21 protein-coding genes are annotated in these 23,787 nt (G+C 66.6%); 14 read left to right on the top strand and 7 right to left on the bottom strand.

The genetic code is table 11. The annotated features are described in order from the left end of the window. Window positions 1–12 precede the first annotated feature (12 nt). Entirely contained in the window at window positions 13–1,044 is a 1,032-nt protein-coding gene (locus tag WFK61_RS21170; protein WP_336814049.1) for an LLM class flavin-dependent oxidoreductase, read from the bottom strand. 209 nt (window positions 1,045–1,253) lie between these two features. Between WFK61_RS21170 and WFK61_RS21165 the strand changes: the two genes are divergently transcribed. The 9 genes from WFK61_RS21165 to WFK61_RS21125 all read left to right on the top strand — a co-directional run bounded on the left by WFK61_RS21165 (window position 1,254) and on the right by WFK61_RS21125 (window position 11,816). Beyond that, window positions 1,254–2,168: a LysR family transcriptional regulator gene (locus tag WFK61_RS21165; protein ID WP_248309238.1), complete on the top strand. Its 915-nt coding sequence runs from the start codon at window positions 1,254–1,256 to the stop codon at window positions 2,166–2,168. A 227-nt stretch (window positions 2,169–2,395) separates the two neighbouring features. Continuing rightward, on the top strand, window positions 2,396–2,872 hold the full coding sequence (locus WFK61_RS21160; RefSeq protein ID WP_336814048.1) for an NAD(P)H-dependent oxidoreductase subunit E: 477 nt from the start codon (window positions 2,396–2,398) through the stop codon (window positions 2,870–2,872). Then, entirely contained in the window at window positions 2,869–4,434 is a 1,566-nt protein-coding gene (locus WFK61_RS21155; protein WP_336814047.1) for a formate dehydrogenase beta subunit, read from the top strand. Before WFK61_RS21160 ends, WFK61_RS21155 begins: the two co-directional genes overlap by 4 nt. A 10-nt stretch (window positions 4,435–4,444) precedes the next feature. Further along, window positions 4,445–7,327, top strand: a complete 2,883-nt coding sequence (gene fdhF, locus WFK61_RS21150; RefSeq protein ID WP_336814046.1) for a formate dehydrogenase subunit alpha — start codon at window positions 4,445–4,447, stop codon at window positions 7,325–7,327. Then, the gene (gene fdhD, locus WFK61_RS21145) at window positions 7,314–8,156 is read left to right on the top strand and encodes a formate dehydrogenase accessory sulfurtransferase FdhD (RefSeq protein WP_336814045.1); all 843 of its coding nucleotides are present in this window, start codon (window positions 7,314–7,316) and stop codon (window positions 8,154–8,156) included. The genes fdhF and fdhD overlap by 14 nt, the downstream gene beginning before the upstream one ends. After that, a complete protein-coding gene (locus tag WFK61_RS21140) occupies window positions 8,153–8,410 on the top strand; it encodes a formate dehydrogenase subunit delta (RefSeq protein ID WP_336814044.1) in 258 nt (85 codons plus the stop codon). The genes fdhD and WFK61_RS21140 overlap by 4 nt, the downstream gene beginning before the upstream one ends. Before the next feature lie 96 nt (window positions 8,411–8,506). Continuing rightward, on the top strand, window positions 8,507–10,165 hold the full coding sequence (locus tag WFK61_RS21135) for an OFA family MFS transporter (RefSeq protein ID WP_336814043.1): 1,659 nt from the start codon (window positions 8,507–8,509) through the stop codon (window positions 10,163–10,165). Window positions 10,166–10,381: 216 nt separating this feature from the next. Further along, a complete protein-coding gene (locus WFK61_RS21130; RefSeq protein ID WP_336814042.1) occupies window positions 10,382–11,200 on the top strand; it encodes an outer membrane protein in 819 nt (272 codons plus the stop codon). Between the two features lie 184 nt (window positions 11,201–11,384). Continuing rightward, the gene (locus WFK61_RS21125) at window positions 11,385–11,816 is read left to right on the top strand and encodes an OsmC family protein (RefSeq protein ID WP_336814041.1); all 432 of its coding nucleotides are present in this window, start codon (window positions 11,385–11,387) and stop codon (window positions 11,814–11,816) included. Between the two features lie 164 nt (window positions 11,817–11,980). Here WFK61_RS21125 and WFK61_RS21120 read toward each other — a convergent pair whose 3' ends face one another. The 6 genes from WFK61_RS21120 to WFK61_RS21095 form a co-directional block, all read right to left on the bottom strand. Continuing rightward, window positions 11,981–12,985 carry an ABC transporter ATP-binding protein gene (locus WFK61_RS21120; RefSeq protein WP_336814040.1) on the bottom strand — a complete coding sequence of 335 codons (1,005 nt, stop codon included), beginning with the start codon at window positions 12,983–12,985 and terminating at the stop codon, window positions 11,981–11,983. Beyond that, window positions 12,978–13,967, bottom strand: coding sequence for an ABC transporter ATP-binding protein (locus WFK61_RS21115; protein ID WP_336814039.1), 990 nt, complete (start codon window positions 13,965–13,967; stop codon window positions 12,978–12,980). Before WFK61_RS21115 ends, WFK61_RS21120 begins: the two co-directional genes overlap by 8 nt. After that, window positions 13,964–15,427, bottom strand: coding sequence for an amidohydrolase family protein (locus WFK61_RS21110; protein ID WP_336814090.1), 1,464 nt, complete (start codon window positions 15,425–15,427; stop codon window positions 13,964–13,966). Before WFK61_RS21110 ends, WFK61_RS21115 begins: the two co-directional genes overlap by 4 nt. An 81-nt stretch (window positions 15,428–15,508) precedes the next feature. Then, on the bottom strand, window positions 15,509–16,444 hold the full coding sequence (locus WFK61_RS21105) for an ABC transporter permease (protein ID WP_336814038.1): 936 nt from the start codon (window positions 16,442–16,444) through the stop codon (window positions 15,509–15,511). Then, on the bottom strand, window positions 16,434–17,426 hold the full coding sequence (locus WFK61_RS21100; protein WP_336814037.1) for an ABC transporter permease: 993 nt from the start codon (window positions 17,424–17,426) through the stop codon (window positions 16,434–16,436). Before WFK61_RS21100 ends, WFK61_RS21105 begins: the two co-directional genes overlap by 11 nt. 170 nt (window positions 17,427–17,596) lie before the next feature. Continuing rightward, window positions 17,597–19,165: an ABC transporter substrate-binding protein gene (locus WFK61_RS21095; RefSeq protein ID WP_336814036.1), complete on the bottom strand. Its 1,569-nt coding sequence runs from the start codon at window positions 19,163–19,165 to the stop codon at window positions 17,597–17,599. A gap of 244 nt (window positions 19,166–19,409) precedes the next feature. Between WFK61_RS21095 and WFK61_RS21090 the strand changes: the two genes are divergently transcribed. From WFK61_RS21090 to WFK61_RS21070, 5 genes are all read left to right on the top strand, one after another. Next, entirely contained in the window at window positions 19,410–20,117 is a 708-nt protein-coding gene (locus WFK61_RS21090; RefSeq protein ID WP_336814089.1) for a GntR family transcriptional regulator, read from the top strand. Window positions 20,118–20,416: 299 nt separating this feature from the next. Next, window positions 20,417–21,232, top strand: a complete 816-nt coding sequence (locus WFK61_RS21085) for an alpha/beta fold hydrolase (RefSeq protein WP_336814035.1) — start codon at window positions 20,417–20,419, stop codon at window positions 21,230–21,232. 88 nt (window positions 21,233–21,320) lie between these two features. Then, a complete protein-coding gene (locus WFK61_RS21080; RefSeq protein WP_336814034.1) occupies window positions 21,321–21,707 on the top strand; it encodes a c-type cytochrome in 387 nt (128 codons plus the stop codon). 82 nt (window positions 21,708–21,789) lie between these two features. Continuing rightward, on the top strand, window positions 21,790–22,986 hold the full coding sequence (gene nhaA / locus WFK61_RS21075) for a Na+/H+ antiporter NhaA (protein ID WP_336814033.1): 1,197 nt from the start codon (window positions 21,790–21,792) through the stop codon (window positions 22,984–22,986). Between the two features lie 200 nt (window positions 22,987–23,186). Next, window positions 23,187–23,636: an NUDIX hydrolase gene (locus WFK61_RS21070; protein ID WP_336814032.1), complete on the top strand. Its 450-nt coding sequence runs from the start codon at window positions 23,187–23,189 to the stop codon at window positions 23,634–23,636. Window positions 23,637–23,787: the final 151 nt, after the last annotated feature.

The following is a 23,787-nucleotide window of genomic DNA, read 5'->3' as shown; positions in this document are numbered from 1 at the left end:
CCTCAACCTGCCTTAAGCCAGCATCTCCCGCACCAGCGGCACGACCTTCTCGCCGTAGAGCCGGATGCACTCCATCGCCTTCTCATGCTCCAGCGGGCCGGCGCTGTATTTCAGCTGGAAGCGGGCGATGCCCAGCCCCTTGGCGGTCGCAGCGATCTTGCGCGCCACCGTCTCGGGCGAGCCCAGATAGAGCGAGCCGCGCGCGACCTCCTGCTCGAACTCGTCGCGGCCCATCGGCGGCCAGCCACGCTCGGCGCCGATGCGATCCCGCATCTGCTTGTAGGCCGGGAAGAACTCCTCCTTCGCCTGCTCGTCGGTGGCCGCGACATAGCCCGGCGAATGCACGCCGACTGGCTTGGCCGGCTTGCCGATCTGGCCATAGGCGCGGTGGTACAGGTCCACGAACGGCTTGAAGCGCAGCGGGTCGCCGCCGATGATGGCGAGCATCAAGGGCAGGTCGTAGCGCACCGCGCGCACCACCGATTCCGGGCTGCCGCCGACGCCGATCCAGGCCTTGAGCGGGCCGTTCTCAACCGGCGGATAGACGAGCTGATCCTTGAGCGGCGGGCGGATCGAACCCTGCCAGGTCAAAGGCTCCTGCGGCAGCAGGCCGGCGAAGAGATCGAGCTTCTCCTCGAACAGCTTCTCGTAATCGCGCAGGTCGAGCCCGAAGAGCGGGAAGGACTCGGTGAAGGAGCCCCGGCCGAGGATGACCTCGGCGCGCCCGTTCGAGAGCGCATCGACCGTCGCGAAGCGCTGGAACACGCGGATCGGATCGTCCGAGCTCAGCACGGTCACGGCCGAGCCGAGCTTGATCCGGCTGGTGCGCGTCGCCATGCCGGCCAGCACCGTCTCCGGCGAGGAAACCGCGAAATCGGCACGATGATGCTCGCCGACGCCGATGAAATCGATGCCGACCTGATCGGCCAGGACGGCTTCGTCGACGAGATTGCGGATCACCTGCGCATGCGGCAGCGGCTTGCCGTCCGCCCCGTTGGTGACGTCGCCGAAGGTGTCGAGCCCGAATTCCAGTTCCTGTGCCATGATCATCCCGAGGCCGCGAGGCGGCCTTTTGCCTGCCGGCCATCCCGGCCTCCGGGAGTTAGGGTCGGGATTGCCCCAGCGCAATTCTCCAGGCGTTGCCCCGCCAGCAACAGGCTGTTTGCAGGAATGCAACCGCCGCGCTTGCATCGCCCGCGCAAGCTGCCGATGCTCGGGCGCGCGGCGCTCTCCGCCGCCTCCGAGCCGACGCCATGATCATTCGCCAGCTGGTCTATCTCGACGCGCTCGCCCGCGAGAAGCATTTCCGCCGCGCGGCCGAGGCGTGCCATGTCTCGCAGCCGACGCTCTCGGCCGCGATCGTGCAGCTCGAGGAGGAGCTCGGCGTGATGATCGTCGAGCGCGGGCGACGCTTCCAGGGCTTCACCAAGGAGGGCGAGGTCGTGCTCGCCCATGCCAGGCGCATCCTGGCCGAGGCCGAGGTGATGAAGGATTCGATCGCCGAACTGCGCGAAGGTGTCTCCGGCCGCATCCGGCTCGGCGCGATCCCGACCGCGCTGCCGATGATCGCGCATATCACCGCGCCCTTCTCGGAGCGCTACCCGGCGGTGTCGCTGACCGTGCTGTCGCTGACCTCGCAGGAGATCCAACAGGGCATCGACGATTTCGAGCTCGATGTCGGTCTGACCTATCTCGACAACGAGCCGCTCGACCGGGTGATCTCCAAGCCGATCTATCAGGAATCCTACGTGCTGCTGACGCGCGAGGACGGGCCATTCGGCGCGCGCGACACGATCACCTGGGCCGAAGCCGCGGAGCAGAAGCTCTGCCTGCTCACCGGCGACATGCAGAACCGGCGCATCATCGACGGCATCTTCCGCTCGGTCGGCACGGCGCCGCGTCCGATGATCGAGACCAATTCGATCTTCAACCTCTGCTCGCATGCCGGCATCCAGGGCGTCGCCAGCATCGTCTCGCTGCAATTGCTGGAATTCTTCGGCGTGCCGCTCGGCACGAGGGCGCTGTCGCTGGTCGAGCCGGAGGCGCAGCGCACGATCGGCCTGATCGTGGCCGACCGGCAGCCGGTGGCACCGCTGGCGCGCAACCTCCTGATGATGACGAAGCCGGTCACCGATGCCGGGCTGCCGCGGCGTCCGATCGTACGATAGACTTCGTCTATCGTCTTAGAACCGCCACCGCATTGTGCAGCGCAAAATCGATGCAGCACGGCATTTTCGATCAGCCCACCAAGGCCGAAACTCCCGAAGCGGTGTCAGTCCCCCAGTTTTGATAGTTAAAAACTATCACACCTTCGAAAGAAACGATTTGAAATCATTCCAGTTTCAACCACCCTCCCCTTAACGAGCGTCCGGCGAACCGGACCTATGGAGGAAAGATGGCGGCTTATCCGGCCTGGGATCAGGACAGCGCACGCATGATCGTCGCGGGGCTGGCGCATCTGGAAGGCGCCACGCTGCCGATGCTGCACGCCCTGCAGGACGAGTTCGGCTATGTCGACCCGCAGGCCGTGCCGCTGATCGCGGAAGCGCTGAACCTGTCGCGCGCCGAGGTCCATGGTGCGATCTCCTTCTACCATGATTTCAAGACGACCCCGCAGCCGACGCGCACCGTCAAGCTGTGCCGGGCCGAAGCCTGCCAGGCCCTGGGTTGCGAAACGGTCGTCGACGAGCTCTCCGCCAAGCATGGCATCGCGGTCGACGACCACCATGCCGGCGACGCCATCGTCGAAACGGTGTATTGTCTCGGCAATTGCGCGCTCGGGCCCTCCGCCCTGGTCGATGGCGAACTGATCGGGCGCGTCGATGCCGCCCGCATCGCCGGGCTCTGCCAGCACGGAAGGGCGCATTCATGAGCGCCAACCCGGTCCGGATCTTCGTCCCCATCGACGCTGCCGCTCTCTCGGTCGGCGCGGAAGCCGTCGCGCAGGCCATCGCCAGCGAGGCGGCAGCGCGCGGGCTTTCCGTCGAGATCGTCCGCAACGGCTCGCGCGGCCTGCTCTGGCTGGAGCCCATGGTCGAGGTCGAGACGGCGGAAGGCCGGATCGCCTATGGCCCGGTCGCGGCAAAGGATGTCGCTGCGCTGTTCGACGCCAGCCTTGTCTCGGGCGGCGCGCATGGCTTGCGACTCGGCAAGACCGAGGAGCTCGACTGGATGAAGCGCCAGCAGCGCCTCACCTTCGAGCGCGTCGGCGTCATCGACCCGCTCTCGATCGCCGATTACCGCGCCCATGGCGGTTTCAAGGGACTGGAGAACGCGCTTGCCCTCACCGGCGGCGAGATCGTCGAGGCGGTGAAGGCGTCGGGCCTGCGCGGGCGCGGCGGCGCCGGCTTCCCGACCGGCATCAAGTGGAAGACCGTCCACGACGCGAAGGCCGAGCAGAAGTATATCGTCTGCAATGCCGACGAGGGCGATAGCGGCACCTTCGCCGACCGCATGCTGTTCGAAGGCGACCCCTATCTCGTGATCGAGGGCATGACGATCGCCGCGATCGCGGTCGGCGCGACGCGCGGCTACATCTACCTCCGCTCCGAATACCCGCATGCCCATCGCACGCTCCAGCGCGCCATCCTGAAGGCCGAGGCCGCCGGGATGATCGGCGCCTCGGTGATGGGCTCGCAGCATGCGTTCCATCTGGAAGTGAGGCTCGGGGCCGGCGCCTATATCTGCGGCGAGGAAACCTCGCTGCTGGAGAGCCTCGAAGGCAAGCGCGCCATCGTCCGCGCCAAACCGCCGCTGCCGGCCCTGCAGGGCCTGTTCGGCAAGCCGACCGTCGTCAACAACGTGCTCTCCTTCGCCGCCGTGCCCTGGATCCTGGACCATGGCGCGCAGGCCTATGCCGATTACGGCATGGGCCGCTCGCGCGGCACGCTGCCGATCCAGCTCGGCGGCAACGTCAAGCGCGGCGGGCTGATTGAGCTCGCCTTCGGCATCACGCTCCGCGAGATCATCGAGGATATGGGCGGCGGCACGCTCTCGGGCCGGCCGATCCGGGCCGTGCAGGTCGGCGGACCGCTCGGCGCCTATCTCACGGCCGGGCAGCTCGACGTGCAGATGGATTACGAGGCCCTCGCGGCCATGCGCGCGATGCTCGGCCATGGCGGCATCGTCGTGTTCGACGACACGGTGGATATGGCGAAGCAGGCCCGCTTCGCCTTCGAATTCTGCGCCAAGGAGAGCTGCGGCAAGTGCACGCCCTGCCGCATTGGGGCTACGCGCGGCGTCGAGACGATGGACCGGATCATCGCCGGTGCCGAAGTCCCGAAGAACATCGCCGTGCTGCGCGATCTCTCGAAACTGATGACCGACGCCTCGCTCTGCGCGATGGGGGGCCTGACCCCCATGCCGGTGCTGAGCGCGCTCAACCATTTCCCCGAAGATTTCGACCGTCCTCCGCTGCCTCTGGCGGCCGAGTGAGGAGGCTGAGATGGCCCTGATCAAGGAAATCGACTACGGCACGCCGATCCGTCTCTCCGAGAAGACGGTGACGCTGACCATCGACGGCCAGAGCGTCACGGTGCCGGCCGGCACCTCGGTGATGGCCGCCGCGATGAGCCTGGGCACCAAGATTCCCAAGCTCTGCGCCACCGACTCGCTCGAGCCTTTCGGCTCCTGCCGGCTCTGCCTCGTCGAGATCGAGGGGCGGCGCGGCACGCCCGCCTCCTGCACCACGCCTGCCGAAGAGGGCATGGTCGTCCGCACGCAGTCGGAGAATCTCTCCGGCCTGCGCAAGGGTGTGATGGAGCTCTACATCTCCGACCATCCGCTGGACTGCCTGACCTGCTCGGCCAATGGCGACTGCGAATTGCAGGACATGGCCGGCGCCGTCGGCCTGCGCGAGGTGCGCTACGGCTACGAGGGCGAGAACCACGTCTTCGCCAAGGGCAAGGACGGCGCGGTCAACGAGAACTGGCTCGCGAAGGACACCTCGAACCCCTATTTCACCTACGATCCCTCGAAATGCATCGTCTGCAATCGCTGCGTGCGCGCCTGCGAGGAGGTGCAGGGCACCTTCGCGCTGACGATCACCGGCCGCGGCTTCGACTCGCGCGTCGCGGCAGGGCCAACCGATTTCCTGGGGTCCGAATGCGTTTCCTGCGGCGCCTGCGTGCAGGCCTGCCCGACGGCAACGCTGATGGAGAACAAGGTCATCGAGCATGGCCAGCCCGAGCATTCGGTGGTCACGACCTGCGCCTATTGCGGCGTCGGCTGCTCGTTCAAGGCCGAGATGCAGGGCGACCGCGTCATCCGCATGGTGCCCTACAAGGACGGCAAGGCCAACGAGGGCCATAGCTGCGTCAAGGGCCGCTTCGCCTGGGGCTATGCGACCCACACCGACCGTATGACCAAGCCGATGATCCGGGCGAAGATCACGGACCCGTGGCGCGAAGTGTCCTGGGAAGAAGCGATCAATTACGCGGCTTCCGAGTTCAAGCGCATCCAGGCCAAGTACGGCCGTGAATCGGTCGGCGCAATCACCTCGTCGCGCTGCACCAACGAGGAAGTCTTCCTCGTCCAGAAGCTGGTGCGCGCCGCCTTCCGCAACAACAATGTCGATACCTGCGCCCGCGTCTGCCATTCGCCGACCGGCTACGGCCTGCGGACGACGCTCGGCACCTCGGCCGGCACGCAGGACTTCAAGTCCGTCGCCAAGTCAGACGTCATCCTCGTCATCGGCGCCAACCCGACCGACGGGCACCCGGTCTTCGCCTCGCGCATGAAGAAGCGCATCCGCGAGGGCGCCCGCCTGATCGTCGCAGACCCCCGCCGGATCGACATGGTGCAGTCGCCGCATGTGAAGGCGGATTACCACCTGCCGCTCAGGCCCGGCACCAATGTCGCGCTCCTCAATGCGCTCAGCCATGTCGTCGTCACCGAAGGGCTGATCGACGAGGCCTATGTGCGCGAGCGCTGCGATCTCGGCGATTTCGAGCACTGGGCCCGGTTCGTCGCCCGCGAGGAGAATTCGCCGGAAGCGAGCGAGCAATATACCGGCGTGCCGGCGGCCGATGTGCGCGCCGCGGCGCGGCTCTATGCCACCGGCGGCAATGGCGCGATCTATTACGGGCTCGGCGTCACCGAGCACAGCCAGGGCTCGACCACGGTGATGGCCATGGCCAATCTCGCCATGGCGACCGGCAATATCGGGCGCGACGGCGTCGGCATCAATCCGCTGCGCGGGCAGAACAACGTCCAGGGCTCCTGCGACATGGGCTCCTTCCCGCACGAATTCTCGGGCTATCGCCACGTCTCCGACGACTCGACCCGGCAGGTCTTCGAGATGCTCTGGGGCGTGCCGCTCGACCCCGAACAGGGCCTGCGCATCACCAACATGCTCGACGAGGCCGTCGGCGGCACCTTCAAGGGCCTCTATGTCCAGGGTGAGGACATCGCCCAGTCCGACCCCAACACCAAGCATGTCACGGCGGGCCTGGCGTCGATGGAATGCGTCGTCATCCAGGACATCTTCCTGAACGAGACGGCGAAATACGCCCATGTCTTCCTGCCGGGCGCCTCCTTCCTGGAGAAGGACGGCACCTTCACCAATGCCGAGCGGCGCATCAACCGCGTGCGGCAGGTGATGGCCCCGCTCGCCGGCAAGGACGAATGGCAGGTCACGATCGAGCTGGCCCGCGCGCTCGGCTACGAGATGGCCTATAGCCATCCCAGCGAGATCATGGACGAGATCGCGCGTCTGACCCCGAGCTTCGCCGGCGTCTTCTATGACAAGCTGGAGAAGCTGGGCTCGGTGCAGTGGCCCTGCAACGACAAGGCCCCGACCGGCACGCCCCTGATGCATGTCGACCGCTTCGTGCGCGGCAAGGGCAAGTTCATGATCACGGAATATGTCGCGACCGACGAGCGGACGGGGCCGCGCTTCCCGCTGCTGCTCACCACCGGCCGCATCCTCTCGCAATATAATGTCGGCGCGCAGACCCGGCGCACCGAGAACGGCGCCTGGCATGACGAGGACGTGCTGGAAATCCATGCCTTCGACGCCGAGAGCCGCGGCATCCGCGACGGCGACCTCGTCGCGCTGGCCAGCCGCTCGGGCGATATCGCGCTCCGGGCCGTGATTTCCGAGCGGATGCAGCCGGGCGTGGTCTACACGACCTTCCACCATGCCAAGACCGGTGCCAACGTCATCACCACCGATTATTCGGACTGGGCGACGAACTGCCCGGAATACAAGGTCACCGCCGTCGAGGTTCGCCGCACCAACGCCTGGTCCGCCTGGCAGGAGAAGAATTTCGAGGAGGACGTGACCTTGCGCCGAATCGCGGAGCGCCTGCCCGATGCCGCGGAATAACCGCGAAGCCCAGCCACCGGCCTCGGCCGCCGTCACCGCCGAGCCGCTGCGCTTCGGCGCGGCGCCGGAGGCCGCGCGCGAGATCGAGGTCGCGGTCGAGACCCCCATCAACATCGTCTACGGCAACATGCCTTATGCGGTGATGATGGCGAGCCCGTCGGACCTGGAGGATTTCGTTGCCGGATTCAGCCTGACCGAGGGCATCGTGCGCGGCGCGGACGAGATCCGTTCCGTCGCCGTCGAGCCGAAGGATGAAGGCGTCATCGTCACGGTCGAGCTCGCGCCAGGCCGCTTCCGCGAGCATCTGGCACGGCGGCGCAATCTCTCGGGCCGGACTTCCTGCGGGCTCTGCGGGGTCGAGACCATCGAGGAGATCCCCATGGCCGACGCGGCGACGCGCGCGTCCCGCGCCGTGCCGGCCTCGGCGATCGAGGTCGCGCTCGCCGCGCTCGACAAGCATCAGCCGCTGAACCAGTTGACCCGCGCCGTCCATGCCGCCGCCTGGTGCGATGCCTCGGGCACGATCCTGGCCGTGCGCGAGGATGTCGGCCGCCACAACGCGCTCGACAAGCTGATCGGCGCACGGCTCCGCGCCGGAGCGGATGCCGGCGAAGGCTTCCTGCTCGTCACGAGCCGCGCCTCGTTCGAAATGGTCGAGAAGGCCGCGATCTTCGGCGCCGGCACGCTGGTCGCGATCTCCGCGCCGACCTCGCTCGCGATCGAGCGGGCCCGGTATCTCGGCCTGACCCTGGCTGCGGTCGCACGACGCGACGGCTGCATCGTCTTCACCGGCGCGCTCGCGCCCGAATCCGAGACGATCGCCCGATGACGGAGGCTGGCCTGACCACCGATCACCACGCTGAAAACGTCGATAAGCTCCGGCGCATGGCCGGGCAGATCGCCGATTTCTTCAAGTCCTACCCGGATGCGGAAGCCTCCGCATCGATTGCCGACCATATCAACCAGTTCTGGACCGGGCGCATGCGCGGGGACTTCCTCGCCGCCTTCGCCAACCGGCCGGAGGACCTCACGCCCCTGTTGCGGCAAGCCCTGCCGCGGATCAGGCCGGGGCGCGGAGGTTAGCAGCCAGACGCCGGTTCTGCCGGCGACAAGAAGACACAAGCGAGCTGGGACCCTACCCGGCCCGAACGGCGAAGCCATGGGGAAAGGAACCGGGGAATGAGTGTCGCACAGGATATCGGACAGGTCGGGGGCGGCATCGGCCTGCTCGACCGTGAACGGACTATCGCCAAGCCAGGGTTCAACCGCTGGCTCGTGCCGCCGGCTGCACTGTGCATCCATCTCTGCATCGGCATGGCCTATGGTTTCTCGGTGTTCTGGCTGCCGCTGAGCCAGGCGATCGGCATCACCAAGCCCGTCGCCTGCGCGGCGGATGTCGGCCTGATCGGCTCGCTCTTCACCACGGCCTGCGACTGGAAGGTCGCCGATCTCGGCTGGATGTACACGCTGTTCTTCGTGCTGCTCGGCTCCTCGGCGGCGATCTGGGGCGGCTGGCTGGAGCGCGTCGGCCCGCGCAAGGCGGCCTTCGTCTCGACCTTGTGCTGGTGCGGCGGCCTCTTGATCTCGGCGCTCGGCGTCTATTGGCACCAGCTCTGGCTGATGTGGCTCGGCTCCGGCGTGATCGGCGGCATCGGCCTCGGCCTCGGTTACATCTCGCCGGTCTCGACCCTGGTGAAGTGGTTCCCCGACCGGCGCGGCATGGCGACCGGCATGGCGATCATGGGCTTCGGCGGCGGCGCGATGATCGGCTCGCCGCTGGCGGACATGCTGATGAACTATTTCAAGACGCCCGCCTCGGTCGGCGTCTGGCAGACCTTCGTCGCGATGGCCGTGATCTATTTCGTCTTCATGATGGCCGGCACGTTCGGCTATCGCGTGCCGCCGGCGAACTGGCGCCCTGAAGGCTGGACCCCACCGGCGGCGCAGAACGCGATGATCACGTCGGGCCATGTCCACCTGAAGAACGCGCACAAGACGCCGCAATTCTGGCTGATCTGGTCGGTGCTGACCCTCAACGTCTCGGCCGGCATCGGGGTGCTCGGCATGGCCTCGCCGATGCTGCAGGAGATCTTCGCGGGCTCGTTGATCGGCAAGCCGGAGATCGGCTTCGCTGCCCTCGACGCCGCGCAGAAGACGCAGATCGCCACGATCGCAGCCGCCTTCGTCGGCCTGCTCTCGCTGTTCAACATCGCCGGGCGCTTCTTCTGGGCCTCGCTCTCGGACAAGCTCGGCCGCAAGCTGACCTATGCCACCTTCTTCGGGCTTGGCATCCTGCTCTATGCGCTCTCGCCCTGGGCGGCACATGCCGGATCGCTCGCGCTCTTCGTCGGCTTCTTCTGCATCATCCTGTCGATGTACGGCGGCGGCTTCGCGACCGTACCGGCCTATCTTGCCGACATGTTCGGCACGCAGTTCGTCGGCGCCATCCATGGCCGCCTGCTGACGGCGTGGTCGACCGCCGGCATCATCGGCCCGGTCGTGGTGAACTATATCCGCGAGGCGCAGATCGCGGCCGGCGTGCCGCGCGCGCAGGTCTATGACCGCACCATGTACATCCTCGCCGGCATGCTGGTGCTCGGCTTCCTCTGCAACCTCCTGGTCCGCCCGGTCGCGGCCAAGTGGTTCATGCAGGATGCCGAGGTCGCGGCGCTGCAGAAGCGGTCGGCAAGCGTCGATGCGACGGCCCATTACGGGTCCTACGGCATCGGCAAGGGCGGCCTCGACGGCAGTGCCCTCCTGGCCTGGGCCGTGGTCGGCCTGCCGATCGCCTGGGGCGTCTGGATCACCTTGTCGAAGTCGCTGGCCCTGTTCCGCTGAGACCGGCGGAACACTCAACTTGCTCCTCAGATCGCCGTTACTGTGCCCGAGAGGCTACGGTAGCGGCGGTCGATCCCGTTACAGGCACGGTCTGAGGATGAGCGGTGTCCGCGCGCATGCGCCACACCGAAAAAGCAATTATTAACCATGTTATTGTATCTCCAACGCTAGCGTTCTGCATCCTCGGCCTAGACCGGGCGCTTGTCGGAGATCTTCATGCTTCGCGGAGCCTGTCTCACCACTACAGCCCTGCTGTCCTCCCTGCCGGCGCTTGCCGCAGACCTGTCATCCCGAAATTACCCGCCGCCCATACCGGCCCCGGCCGCCTATTCATGGGCTGGCTTATACGGAGGCCTTCATGCCGGATATGGCTGGGGCCGCGGCAAGGGCGACCATGACTGCTATGATCCGACCGGCGAACTGAATGCCCCGACCTGCCAAATCCTGCCGAACGGAGCCGATGCCATCTCACCGAGCAAAGGAAGCGTGATCGGCGGACAGATCGGCTACAACTGGCAGTATCAGCAACTCGTGTTCGGCGCCGAAGCCGATATCGCCAAGTCGTCGACCAAGAGCTCCAACACGATTCCCGGGCCGTTCACCTTCTCCGACCCATCCTTCGGCCTTGCCCTTCCCGCTGGCGTCTATCGCTCGAAGGCGGAACTCAACTGGCTGGGAACCCTGCGGCTGCGCGCCGGATATGCCGTGCTCGACCGTCTGCTGATCTATGCCACGGGCGGCCTCGCCTACGGTCAGGTGAAGGGGCAATCCCTGTTCACCTCGCCCAGCCTCGACCTGACCTATGCCGGCTCGGAAACCGATACGAAATACGGATGGGTGCTCGGCGGCGGCGTCGAATATGCGCTGACGGATAACTGGAGCCTGCGCGCCGAAGGGCTCTACTACGATCTCGGCAAGACCCGTGTGACCGGGAACGAGAATCCACTGTTCTTCGCTCCGTCTGGCTACCAGCACAATACCTGGTTCGACCAGACCGGAGGAATTGGCAGGGTCGCGGTGAACTACAAGTTCTGATCCGCTTCAGACGAACGCACCTGCTCCCCGTCCCTACCGGTGCTCCTGCTCGTAGCCGGAGCTGGATGGTCGCCGCCGCCCTACTCCATTCGACGGCAGCTGAACCCGATTCGCCTTGGACCGTTGTCAAAGGGTAGCGTTCCAGCCGCAGGATACCGATCCAACCAGAACGGGAGACAGCATCATGGCGATCAACAGGACAGGCTCGGCCCATTGGGAGGGCGGCATCAAGGACGGCAAGGGCACGATCTCGACCGAAACCAAGGCGCTCGACGCCTACCCCTATGGCTTCGCCAGCCGCTTCGAAGGCAAGCCCGGCAGCAGCCCCGAGGAGCTGATCGGCGCGGCGCACGCCTCCTGCTTCACCATGGCGCTCTCGCTGATCCTGGGCGAGGCCGGGCTCAAGGCCGATGCGCTCGACACCTCGGCGCGGGTGACGCTCGACAAGCTCGATGACGGCTACGCCATCACCGCGATCCACCTGACGCTGAAGGGCAAGGTGCCCGGCACCGATCAGGCGACCTTCCAGTCGCTCGCCGACAAGGCCAAGGCCGGCTGCCCGGTCTCGAAGCTGTTCAAGGCGCCGATCACGCTGGAAGCGACGCTGGTGAGTTAAGGCGCAACCTTTGTCATTCCGGAGCATTGCGTAGCAATGAACCCGGAACCCACGACCGGGTGAACCGGCAGCGGCGGCGCATCTAATGTCTCACCCAGTCGTAGGTTCCGGGTTCGCGCCTGCGGCACGCCCCGGAATGACAGATCGGCTCGACGCCCTATGCCTCAGGCGAAGTGGCAGGAGACGCGGACGTCGCCCAGTTGGCGCAGCTCGGGCCGATCGACACGGCAGCGGTCGGCGGCTTGCGCGCAGCGCGGGTTGAAGGTGCAGCCGGCCGGTGGGCTGATCGGGCTCGGCACTTCGCCGGACATCGGCCGGCGCGCCCGGTTCGGCCGCTCGACATCAGGGATCGTGTCGAGCAGCAGGCGGGTATAGGGGTGTTGCGGCCGGGTGAAGACCTGCTCGGCCGGGCCTGCCTCGACGAAACGGCCGAGATACATGATCGCGAGATCGTCCGACATGTGCCGGACGACCGAGAGATTGTGGCTGATGAAGAGATAGGTCAGCCCGAACTCCTTCTGCAGCCGGACCATCAGATTCAGGATCTGCGCCTGCACGGAGACGTCGAGTGCCGAGGTCGGCTCGTCGCAGACGAGGAAGTCCGCTTCGGTCGCGAGCGCCCGCGCGATCGAGATGCGCTGGCGCTGGCCGCCGGAGAAGGCATGCGGATAGCGGCTCGCATCGGTGCGCGACAGGCCGACGGTTTCAAGGAGATCGCCGACGCGCTGCTGGATCGCCGCCTCGTCGGCGCGCAGGTTCAGCTCGCGGATCGGCTCGGCGATGATGTCGCCGACGCGCCAGCGCGGGTTGAGCGAGGCATAGGGGTCCTGAAAGATCATCTGCACGCGCGGCGGACCGCTCGTGCCGTCGGCACGGCGGATGTCGCGGAAGCTGAGCTTGCCCTCGGTCGGGCGCTGGAGCCCGACGACCATGCGGGCGAGCGTCGATTTTCCGCAGCCGGACTCGCCGACGATGCTGAAGGTTGTGCCGCGCCTCACGGTGAAGGAGACATTCTCGACCGCGCGCAGGATGCGTCGCGGCTCCTTCGAGAACAGCCGCGACAGGGCCGGCGCCGAAACGTCGAAGCGGCAGCAGGCCGCCTCGACATCGAGGATGATGTCGTCACCGGCGGCTTGGGCGGGGGCGCGCGTCGTGGCCTGTTCAAGCATGGGCCGCCTCCTTCAGGGGGAAATGGCAGGCTGCGGCATGTCCGGTCACGGGCAGGCCGGGCTTGTGCTTGCGGCAGAAATCCTCGGCCTTTCCGCAGCGCGGGTTGAAGGCGCAGCCCGGCGGGATGGCGTTGAGGCGCGGCATGGCGCCGTCGATCTGGTTGAGATGCTCGTGACGGACATGGACGCTCGGGATCGAGGCCATCAGGCCGGCGGTGTAGGGATGGCTCGGCCGGCGCGTCACCTCCTCCACGGGGCCGATCTCGACGATGCGGCCGGCATACATCACTGCGACCCGGTCGGCCGTCTCGGCGATGACGCCCATGTCATGGGTGACCAGCATGATCGCCGTGCCGTGCTCGCGGCAGAGCCGCTTCAGCAAGGTGGTGATCTGCGCCTGGATCGAGACGTCGAGCGCGGTCGTCGGCTCGTCGGCGATGATCAGCGACGGCTCGGCGCAGAGCGCGAGCGCGATGACGACGCGCTGGCGCATGCCGCCGGAGAACTGGTGCGGGAAATGGTCGATCCGCGTCTCGGCGGCGGGGATGCCAACCTCCTTGAGCAGATCGAGCGCGCGCTTGCGCGCCTCCGTCCGGCTGACCGGCAGATGGGTCAGGATGGTTTCGACGAGCTGGTCGCCGACCTTGAGCAAGGGATGCAGCGAGGTTAGCGGGTCCTGGAAGATCGCGCCGATGCGCCGGCCGCGCAGCCGGCGCATCTGCTCGGCCGGCAGGTTGTCGATGCGCTGGCCGGAGAGATGGATCTCGCCGCCAGCGACGCGGCCCGGCGGATCGAGCAGGCCGATCACCGCCGTGCCGGTCAGGGACTTGCCTGCCCCGGATTCGCCGACCACGCCGAGGATCTCGCCCGGCGCGATATCGAAGGAAACGCCGTCCAGCGCGGTCAACGGGCCGTGGCGGCCATCGAAGACGATGCGCAGGTCGCGGACGGACAGGAGAGGCGCGGCGGCGGATGCGGTCATGCAGAGGCCTCGCTGCGTTCGATCGGGTAGCTCGACGAGAAGATCTCGCTCATCGGCGGGTGGCCGAGCGTGCGCTCGGGATAGCGCGCCATCACGCCCTCGAACTGCTTCTGGGCGCGAGCGTTGTCGGCGGCCTCGTCCTGGCCGGGGATCGCCCGGTTCTCCATGACGAAGCGGCCGTCGATCACCACGGTCGCGAAGTCGCGGCCATGGCCGGTCAGCATCATCGTCTGGATGGGGTCGATGACCTGCCCGCTATGCGGCCTGTCGAATTCGAAGACGGTGATGTCGGCGCGGGCGCCCGGCTGGAGGCGGCCGAGATCGGGCCGCTGCAGCGCGTTGGCGCCGCCCAGGGTCGCGGCGTCGTAATAATCCTCGGAACGCACGGCGCCGACATTGCCGGCCATGGTGCGGGAGAGGATCATGCCGGTCTGCATGTTCATCACCATGTCGGGCGGCGCGGTATCGGTGCCCATGGCGATGTTCAGGCCCATGGCGCGGTAGCTGCCGAAATGATTGATGCTATTGCCGTGCCGGCCCGAGACCAGCGGGCAATGCACGATGCTGGCGCCGGAATCGCGGATGATCTCGAGATCGCGGCCGGGGCGGTCGATCAGGCGGCTGCCGGAGACGACGGTGCCATGCGGCAGCAGGCAGCGCTCGTTGAGGAAGCCGAGGCTCTCCAGCCATTCCGGCGGGCTCATGTTGTGCTGGGCGAGGACGAGGTCGTACTCGATCTTCGACTGGCAGCAATGCAGCCGGACGGGAATGTCGAGCTCGCGCGAGGCTGCCGCCGTGCGGCGCAGCAATTCGGCGGTCGAGGTCTCGATGCGGTCGGGCGCGAACATCGCGCGGATCAGGCCGCCGGCCTGCCCCTCATGGCGCTTGGCGAAGTCGATGGCGGCATCGAGCTCGGCGAGGCCGCGGTCTTCCTCGTAATAGGTGACGACGCGGCCGTCGCTTTCGACGACCTGATTGCCGGTACGATAGGCCGGGCCAAGATAGGCGCGCATGCCGAGATCGGCGGCGGCTTCCGCCGCATCCTCGAATTCCTGCACCGTCTCGCCCCAGGCGCGGTAGAACAGCGAGGCGATCGGCAGCGCGGTGGTGATGCCGTTGCGGATCAATTGGGAGAAGGCATAGCGCTTCTGGAAGGCCAGTTCCTCGCGCGTGTACATCTCGTAGGGCCCGGCCTCGAGATAGCTGCGCGGCCAGACGCGGCCCTTCTTCCAGGCCGGCTGGTTGTCATAGCCGAGGATGGTGGTGTCGAGGTCGGAGAGCGCATCGCAATCGACGAAGCCCGGCCCGATCAGGGCATGGCCATAATCGATGCGACGGGCGACCTCGCCGGGGAAGCCGTGGCCGACGAACACGACCTCGCCGTTCTCGAAGACGACCTCGCCGTTCTCGTAGAGGCGATGGCGGCCGTCCTTGTGCCCGACGACCCAGCGGGCGGTCATCAGGATGCGGCCTTCGGGGCGCTTCTTGGCTTGCAGGCTCACAGGCTAGTCCTCATCAAAATGCCATTCTGGACAATGGTCTCAGCGCAGCTTCGGATTCAGCGCGTCGCGCAGCCAGTCGCCGAGCAGGTTGACCGAGAGCACGATCAGGCCGAGCTGCAGCGAGGGGAAGACGACGAGCCACCAGGAGCCGGAGAACAGGTACTGGTTGCCGATGCGGATCAGCGTGCCGAGCGAGGGCTGGGTGATCGGCATGCCGACGCCGAGGAAGGACAGCGTCGCCTCCGAGAGGATGGCGAGGCCGAGGCTCAGCGTCGCCGAGACCAGCACCGGCGTCATCGTGTTGGGCAGGATGTGGCGGCCCATGATCCGCGTCGCCGGCACCTTGATGATGCGGGCGGCGAGGACGTATTCCTTGCGGCGCTCGACCATGGTCAGCGCGCGCACGGTGCGGGCATACTGGACCCAGCTGGTCAGCGCGATCGACAGCACCAGCACCACGGCGGAGAAGGGCTCGCGCAGGGCCGGCGGCAGCATCTCGCGGAAGATCGCCGAGACCAGGATCGCCATCAGCAGCGTCGGGATCGAGAGCACGGTATCGCCGAGCCGCATCAGCAGGTTGTCAACGCGCCCGCCATAGAAGCCGGCGGTGAGCCCGATCGAGACGCCGATCAGCATCGAGACGACGACGGCGGAGAAACCGATGATCAGCGAGATGCGCGAGCCGTAGAGAATGGCCGAAAGCACGTCGCGCCCCTGCGGATCGGTTCCGAGCACGAAGGGCCATTCGCCGCCATCCTGCCAGATCGGCGGGATTTCGGCCTTGTCGATGAAGACCTGCGCGAGGTCGTAGGGGTTCTGCGGCGCAATCAGCGGCGCGAAGAGCGCGGTCAGGACGAGCAGCGCCAGCACCAGCGCCGAGAGCCAGGCCACCGGCGTGTGGCAGAAGCTCCAGCCGATATCGCTGTCCAGGAAGCGGCGCAGGCGGCCGGGCGTCTTGACGGTGTCAGCGGGCATTTGCGCCTCCCGAGAGCGCGTCCTCGCGCAGGCGCGGATCGACCCAGGCATAGGTCAGGTCGACCAGCGTGTTGAGCGTGACGAAGATGAAGGAGACGACGATCAGATAGGCCGCCATCACCGGGATATCGACGAAGGTCACCGCCTGGACGAAGAGCATGCCCATGCCCGGCCACTGGAACACCGTCTCGGTGACCAGCGCGAAGGCGATCAGGTTGCCGATCTGCAGGCCGGTGACGGTGATGACCGGCATCAGGCAGTTGCGCAGCGCGTGGCCGAAATGGACGGCACGGGAGGGCAGGCCGCGCGCCCGGGCGAAGCGGATGAAGTCGGTGCGCATGGTCTCCAGCATCTCGGCGCGGACGAGGCGCATCACCAGCGTGATCTGGAAGAGCGAGAGCGTGATGCCCGGCAGGATCAGCGCCTTGCGGCCCGACGCAGTCAGGAAGCCGGTGCTCCACCAGCCGATCTGCACGACCTCGCCGCGCCCGAAGGCAGGCAGCCATTGCAGCGTCACCGAGAAGACCAGGATGAAGAGGATGCCGAGCGCGAAGCTTGGCAGCGAGACCCCGAGCACCGAGACGAATTGCAGGGTCTTGGCGAGGACGCTGTCTCGTCGGATCGCGGTGTAGACACCGAGCGGAACACCGACGGCGAGCGACAGGAAGGTCGCGACCAGCACCAATTCGAAGGTCGCCGGGAAGCGCTCCGAGATCAGCGTGAAGACGTCCTGCTGGTTGCGGTAGGAGATGCCAAAATCGCCGCGCACGGCATTGCCGACGAAGGTCGCGTATTGCAGCACGAAGCCCTTGTCGAGGCCGAGGCGGACGCGCAATTCGTCGCGCTGCTGCTGGCTCGCCTGCTCGTTCAGCATCAGCTCGACGGGGTCGCCGACGAAGCGGAAGATGAGGAAGGCGAGAAAGGCTACCGCCAGCATCACGCCGGCGGCGTTGAGCAGTCGCTTGAAGAGAAAGGCCGGCATGGTCTTGCGACTCCCTGCGCTAGGCGGATGCTTTTGTCATTCCGGGGCGCGCCGGAGGCGCGAACCCGGAACCCACGACCGGGTGAGCGGCGCCTCAAGTCGTTTTGCGCGTGCAGCCCAGTCGTGGGTTCCGGGTTCTTCGCTGCGCGAAGCCCCGGAATGACAACCCGTCACTTCATCATGGTCAGCCAGAGCCGCGGCTTGTTGTCCGAGGCCTGCACCGTCGAGACGACGGTGTTGCGCATCGCCCAGGCCATCGGCTGCTGGTGCAGCGGGATGAAGAGATGCTCCTTCTTGGCGATCTTGAGCGCCTCCTTCATCATCTCGATGCGCTTGGGCGTATCGAGCTCGACGCCGGCCTTGTCGATCAGCGCGTCGATGCGCGGATCGCCCCAGTTGCCCCAGTTGAAGACGCCGCCGGTGCCGCTCTTGGAGCGCAGCACCTGGACCAGAAGCGAGTAGGCGTCGATCATCGGCTCGTTGGCCCAGCCGAAGGAGATGACGTCGAACTCGCCCTTGACGCGCTTCGGCGTCTGCTGGCTGCGCGGGGCCATGCTGAGGTTCGGCTTGAAGCCGGCGCGCGACCACATCGCCGCGACCGCCTGGCAGAACTCCTCCTCGTTGACGAGCGAGTCGCTCTGGCAGTTGATCTGGAACGAGAAGCCGTTGGGATAGCCGGCATCGGCCAGGAGCTTCTTGGCGCCGTTCAGGTCGAAGGGCAGGCGCTCGTCCTGCGAGGGCTCGTAACCGGGGATCGCCGGGGCGACGAGGGCGCCGGTGTTGCGCGACAGGCCGCGCATGGCGCGCTTGTGCACCGCGTCGATGTCGATGGCCCGATAGAGCGCCTCGCGGACCCGGATGTCCTTGAAGGGGTTCTTGTCCTTGACGTCGCTCTCGATCAGCTTGTCGCCGAGGTTGAGCGCGAAGAAGACCGAGCGCAGCTCATTGGTCTGCAGCACCTTGACGTCCGGCGAGGCGGAAAGGCGCGGCAGGTCCTGCAGCGGAGCGACGTTGGTATAGTCGATCTCGCCCGACAGCATGGCCGCGACACGGGTCGAGGACGAGGTGATCGGCGTGAACTCGATCACGTCGATATTGTGCTTCGGCTTGTCCCACCAGGCAGCGTTCTTGACGAAGACCGTCTTGGAATCGGCGCGACGGCTCTCGACCTTGAACGGGCCCGTGCCGTTGGCGTTGTCGGTCGCGTAGCCCTTCACGCCCTTGCCGGAATCGGTGGGGAGCAGCGAGTTGTTCGCCTCCATCCATTCCTTGTCGAATATGAAGATGTTGGTGAGGTCGTTCAGCAGCAGCGGATAGGGGCCGTTGACCTCGAGCTCGACCGTGTAGTCGTCGATCTTCTTCGAACTCTTGTAGGCCGGCAGATTGCCCTTGAGCGGCGAGGTCTCGTGGGTGACGCGCGCCAGCGAGGCGATGACGTCATCGGCAGTGAAGGGATTGCCGTTATGGAACTTCACGCCCTGACGCAGCTTGAAGCGCCAGACGGTCGGCGACACGGTCTCCCAGGACTCGGCCAGAGCCGGCTCGATCTTGAGATCGCCGGTATAGCGCACCAGCCCCTCATAGACGTGGTTCAGCACGGAGAGCGTGAAAGTCTCGCCGTAGGAATAAGGATCGAGCGAGGCGATCTCGCGTGACGCGCCCCATTTCAGCGTCTTGGCTTCCGCCGCGCCGGTGAACGCAAAGGCGGCGACGGCCGCCAGCAACCAGGCCTTCTTCATCGACTTCTCCCCTTTTGCATCGGCGCGCCCGCGGCGGCACCGAGTCTCGATCGCTTTCTGCCGTCCCGTTATGCACCTGACGCTTTGCGCGCCATTTTCGTGTGCGATTATCAAGCATACTTGCATACGATACGAGAAGCGTATTGTATGCGATTATTGAACACAAGCGGAAACTGGCGCGGAGCCCGCTATCGTGACATTGACATCCCCGGACAAGACCGATCCTGCACGAGGGAAAGCCACGATGGGCGAGAAGCGAGCCCCGGTTCTGCGCGCCGAATCCGTCTACCGGGCGCTGCGCCGGGCGATCATCGAGCAGGCCCTGAAGCCCGGAATGAAGCTGCCGGAGGATTCGATCGGCGAGCAGCTCGGCGTCAGCCGCACCCTGGTCCGCGAGGCCTTCGGCCGCCTTGCCGTCGAGGGCCTCGTCGAGCTCAAGCCCAATCGCGGCGCTTCGGTCGCCTATCCGACGCTGGAGGAAGCGCGCGACGTCTTCGAGGTCCGGCGCGGCCTCGAACGCCTCGTCGCCGAAAGCCTGGCCGGCCGGATCACCGCCGCCCAGGTCGCCGAGCTCGAAGCCCATGTCCGCCAGGAAGAGAAGGCGCATGAACAGGATGGACCGGAATCGATCCGCCTCTCCGGCGAATTCCACATCAAGCTCGCCAAGATGACCGGCAATGCGCTGCTGCTGCGCTATGTCCAGGAGGCGTCGTCGCGCTGCTCGCTGATCCTGGCAATCTACGGGCGTCCGCATTCGACCGAATGCGCCGTCTCCGAGCACCGCCAATTGATCGACGCGCTGCGCGCCGGAGATGCCGCGCGCGCCGCCGACCTGATGGACCACCACCTGCGGGCCGTGGTTACCCGCGCGCTGCTGACGCCCCGCGTCGAGCGCGATATCCGCGACGTGCTCGCGCCCTACGCCCTGAGCGAAGGCCTGAACCCGTCCTGACCCCGTGACCGAGCCTAGCGACATGCCGGCAGCCCGCCGCATCGCGCACAAAGATATGCACTGGACGCAGGCCAATTAGTCTTTGGTCTATTTGATCTGCGTCAAGAACATTGCGCCCCCTGCGCTCAAGCCATGGCGGGGGCGGGATCGATGCGCCATCCTGCCACGAAGCGATCTCATCGGCCAATCAAGACCGAGCGATCAGGCTGGGCGACCCAGTATTCCAGGGAGGATGGGGCCATGGACGGAATCATGCGCGGGCTGCGCAGCATTCGGCATCTCCATCCGCGAGGTGACGCATGACGGCGACCACTGACATCACCGACTTCAAGGTCGAGACGCCGGACGGCGCGGTTCTGCATGCCTTCAAGGAAGGGCACGGCCAGCCGCTGCTATTGGTCAGCGGCCTCTCCGGCAGCGCCGCCTTCTGGAGCGATATCGCCGCGACGCTCTCGCGCTCCTTCCAGGTCATCCGCTTCGACCAGCGCGGCATCGGTGCCAGCACACGCGGCGAAGCGCCGTGCACGATCGAATTGCTGGCGCAGGACAGCCTCGCCGTCCTCGACGCCGCCGGCGTCTCGCGGGCCGTGGTGCTCGGCCACTCCACCGGCGGCTGCATCGCGCAGGCCATCGCCAAGCTCGCTCCCGGCCGGCTCGACGGCCTGATCCTGAGCGCGAGCTGGCTGAAATCCGGCCGCTATCTCAACGCCGTGTTCGGTGCGCGGCGCGCCATCCTCGCCTGCGACCCCTATGCCTATGCCGCGACCTCGGTGCTGAGCGGCTACCAGCCGCGCTGGATCGAGGCGAACTGGCATATCTACGATGCCGCGATCGAGGCCGCGCCGGTCAGCGAGCATGCGCGGACGATCACGCGCGAGCGCCTCGACGCGCTGCTCGCCTTCGACGGCACCGCCGATATCGACTCGCTGATGATGCCGGTGCTCGTCCTCGGCACGCGCGACGACATGGTCGTGCCGGTCTATCATCAGGAGGCGCTCGCCGCCGCCCTGCCCGGCTGCCGCCGCGCGATCATGGAAACCGGCGGGCATCTCTTCCCGGTCTCGCGGCCGGATGCCTTCACCGCGACCGTGGCGGAGTGGATCGGCGAACTCTGAACAGGACGCCGCGCGGCGAAATGGCCCATGCCGCCGCCTGCCGACTCGGCGCTAAGTTGAGAATGTCTCCAAGTCGAAAGACGTGATCATGCGAGCCATTCTCTCCGGCCTTGTCCTCCTGCTTCCTCTCCTTGCACAGCCTGCCACCGCGCAGGACATCTCGGCAGGCGAGCGCTCCTTCGCCAAATGCCGCGCCTGCCATCAGGTCGGCGAGGGCGCGCGCAACCTCGTCGGCCCCGAGCTCAACGGGTTGATCGGCCGGCATTCCGGCGCGGTCGAGGGCTACAGCTATTCGAACGCCAACAAGAACTCCGGCCTGACCTGGGACGAGGCGACCTTCACCGACTACATCAAGGACCCCAGGGCCAAGATCCCCGGCACCAAGATGATCTTCGTCGGCATCAAGAGCGAGAAGGAGATCAAGGATCTGATCGCCTTCCTCAAGCAGTTCGACAAGGACGGCAAGAAGTTCTGATTCCGCCTGCGGCATCGGCAAACTTGGCCTTGAGCGGCCGCCTGTCGTATTTCTCCTCGCTCGATCGATAGAGGAGAACCTGATGACCGGCGCCGCCCACCGGACCCGCCCCGTTTCCGCCTTGCGGGATTTCCTGCATAGCGAAGCCGCCGGCGGCATCATCCTGATGGCGGTCGCGGCGCTTGCCCTCGTCATCGCCAACTCGCCGCTGGCGCCGTTCTATTTCAGCGCGCTGAAGAGCTACGTGCTCGGGCTTTCGGTCCTGCACTGGATCAACGACGCGCTGATGGCGGTGTTCTTCCTGCTCGTCGGGCTGGAGATCAAGCGCGAGATGCTCGATGGCCAGCTCTCGAGCTGGAGCCGCCGCGTGCTGCCCGGCTTCGCCGCGCTCGGCGGCATGATCGCGCCGGCCCTGATCTATGTTGCCTTCAATCTCGGCGCGCCCGAGAGCCTGCGCGGCTGGGCGATCCCGACCGCCACCGACATCGCCTTCGCGCTCGGCGTGCTCTCGCTGCTCGGCCCGCGCGTTCCGGCCTCGCTCAAAGTCTTCCTGACGGCGCTCGCGATCCTCGACGATCTCGGCGCGGTGATCATCATCGCGGTGTTCTACACGGCCGGCCTGTCGGGCCTCCATCTCGGCCTCGCCGCGGCGACGCTCGCCGCCCTCGCGCTCCTCAACCGCTTCGGGGTCACCCGGCTCGGCCCCTATCTCCTGCTCGGCGTGGCGCTCTGGGTCTTCACCCTGAAATCCGGCGTGCATGCGACGCTGGCCGGCGTGGCGCTGGCCCTGACGATCCCGCTCAAGCCCTCCCCGGCCAGGCCCGACGACGCCAGCTCGCCCTTGCACCGGCTGGAGCACGGCCTGCACCCTTACGTCGCCTTCCTGGTCATCCCGATCTTCGGCTTCGCCAATGCCGGCGTGTCCTTCAGCGGGCTCGGCCTGTCGACGCTGGCCGCGCCGGTGCCGCTCGGCATCATGCTCGGCCTGTTCCTCGGCAAGCAGATCGGCGTGTTCGGCTTCAGCTGGCTGGCGATCCGCACCGGCTTCGCCGACCTGCCGGCGCGCGCCTCCTGGGCGCAGTTCTACGGCATCGCCCTGCTCTGCGGCATCGGCTTCACCATGAGCTTGTTCATCGGGCTGCTCGCCTTCCCCGAGTCGGAAGCGCTGCAGAGCCAGACGAAGATCGGCGTCATCGCCGGCTCGCTGCTCTCCGGCGTCAGTGGCTGGCTGCTGCTGCGACTGGCGAAACCGGAGGACATGCACGAATCGAAAGGCTGATGCGATTCCGCGGAACGCCTCTTCCATTTTTCCGAATCGATGCAATATTTATTCGCTCCGGCGAACATCTGTGATTCGAAACCGGACGAATGTGCAGCCGCTCGATCGCCATGGCGATCAAGCTCTTGGGTGTTGCATCGGGCTTGTCCGAAAAGTGCATTCCACTTTTCGGCCCGATGCCGAGGAGGCTTCCAGCGTCGATGAAGAAGGCCAAGCGGAAACCGGGGGAGAAGCGGTCGCAGATCGCCGCCATGCCGATCCGCCACGCCGCCGACGGCTCGACCGAAATCCTGCTCGTGACATCGCGCACCACGCGCCGCTGGATCGTGCCCAAGGGCTGGCCGATGAAGGGCCTCAAGGACCGCGACGCCGCCGCGCGCGAGGCCTATGAGGAGGCCGGCGTGATCGGCCGCGTCAGCGAGAAGCCGGCCGGGCGCTACACCTACTGGAAGCGGATGAGCGACCATTTCACGCTCTGCGAGGTAAAACTCTACCTGCTCGAGGTCGAGCAGCAGCTCGAGAGCTGGGCCGAGCAGCACCAGCGCGACCTGCACTGGTTCAAGCTCGCCGACGCCGCCGACCTCGTCGACGAGCCCGAACTCAGCACCGCGATCCGCAAGCTCGACACGCAGCTCGCCGTCGCGGCCTAGAGCGCGCAACCTCTTTCCGCCAAACGCCTTTAGCCGCCCGCGCCAATGCGCGGGCGTTTCGCTTGGAGAGGGGCAGCGGAGCGCCGCGAGGCGCGGGGTATCGGGCCGCTTCCGTTGAGCCAGGATGCGGCGCGGAAGGAACCCCTTCCGC

The organism is Allobosea sp. MMO-172 (assembly GCF_037147855.1).
In the GTDB taxonomy this organism is placed as follows: domain Bacteria; phylum Pseudomonadota; class Alphaproteobacteria; order Rhizobiales; family Beijerinckiaceae; genus Allobosea.
The sequence above is the reverse complement of the archived record's forward strand: the minus strand, read 5'-3'. Positions and strand labels throughout refer to the sequence as shown.

Bases quoted from the DNA above. Each gene is read 5' to 3' on its own strand.
- WFK61_RS21100 (WP_336814037.1), bottom strand. From the start codon at position 17,426: ATGCCGGCCTTTCTCTTCAAGCGACTGCTCAACGCCGCCGGCGTGATG.
- WFK61_RS21095 (WP_336814036.1), bottom strand. From the start codon at position 19,165: ATGAAGAAGGCCTGGTTGCTGGCGGCCGTCGCCGCCTTTGCGTTCACC.
- WFK61_RS21120 (WP_336814040.1), bottom strand. From the start codon at position 12,985: ATGCTTGAACAGGCCACGACGCGCGCCCCCGCCCAAGCCGCCGGTGAC.
- WFK61_RS21165 (WP_248309238.1), top strand. From the start codon at position 1,254: ATGATCATTCGCCAGCTGGTCTATCTCGACGCGCTCGCCCGCGAGAAG.
- WFK61_RS21110 (WP_336814090.1), bottom strand. From the start codon at position 15,427: ATGACCGCCCGCTGGGTCGTCGGGCACAAGGACGGCCGCCATCGCCTC.
- WFK61_RS21170 (WP_336814049.1), bottom strand. From the start codon at position 1,044: ATGGCACAGGAACTGGAATTCGGGCTCGACACCTTCGGCGACGTCACC.
- WFK61_RS21160 (WP_336814048.1), top strand. From the start codon at position 2,396: ATGGCGGCTTATCCGGCCTGGGATCAGGACAGCGCACGCATGATCGTC.
- WFK61_RS21135 (WP_336814043.1), top strand. From the start codon at position 8,507: ATGAGTGTCGCACAGGATATCGGACAGGTCGGGGGCGGCATCGGCCTG.
- WFK61_RS21090 (WP_336814089.1), top strand. From the start codon at position 19,410: ATGGGCGAGAAGCGAGCCCCGGTTCTGCGCGCCGAATCCGTCTACCGG.
- fdhF (WP_336814046.1), top strand. From the start codon at position 4,445: ATGGCCCTGATCAAGGAAATCGACTACGGCACGCCGATCCGTCTCTCC.
- WFK61_RS21125 (WP_336814041.1), top strand. From the start codon at position 11,385: ATGGCGATCAACAGGACAGGCTCGGCCCATTGGGAGGGCGGCATCAAG.
- WFK61_RS21140 (WP_336814044.1), top strand. From the start codon at position 8,153: ATGACGGAGGCTGGCCTGACCACCGATCACCACGCTGAAAACGTCGAT.
- WFK61_RS21155 (WP_336814047.1), top strand. From the start codon at position 2,869: ATGAGCGCCAACCCGGTCCGGATCTTCGTCCCCATCGACGCTGCCGCT.
- WFK61_RS21130 (WP_336814042.1), top strand. From the start codon at position 10,382: ATGCTTCGCGGAGCCTGTCTCACCACTACAGCCCTGCTGTCCTCCCTG.
- WFK61_RS21115 (WP_336814039.1), bottom strand. From the start codon at position 13,967: ATGACCGCATCCGCCGCCGCGCCTCTCCTGTCCGTCCGCGACCTGCGC.
- WFK61_RS21085 (WP_336814035.1), top strand. From the start codon at position 20,417: ATGACGGCGACCACTGACATCACCGACTTCAAGGTCGAGACGCCGGAC.
- fdhD (WP_336814045.1), top strand. From the start codon at position 7,314: ATGCCGCGGAATAACCGCGAAGCCCAGCCACCGGCCTCGGCCGCCGTC.
- WFK61_RS21070 (WP_336814032.1), top strand. From the start codon at position 23,187: ATGAAGAAGGCCAAGCGGAAACCGGGGGAGAAGCGGTCGCAGATCGCC.
- WFK61_RS21080 (WP_336814034.1), top strand. From the start codon at position 21,321: ATGCGAGCCATTCTCTCCGGCCTTGTCCTCCTGCTTCCTCTCCTTGCA.
- WFK61_RS21105 (WP_336814038.1), bottom strand. From the start codon at position 16,444: ATGCCCGCTGACACCGTCAAGACGCCCGGCCGCCTGCGCCGCTTCCTG.
- nhaA (WP_336814033.1), top strand. From the start codon at position 21,790: ATGACCGGCGCCGCCCACCGGACCCGCCCCGTTTCCGCCTTGCGGGAT.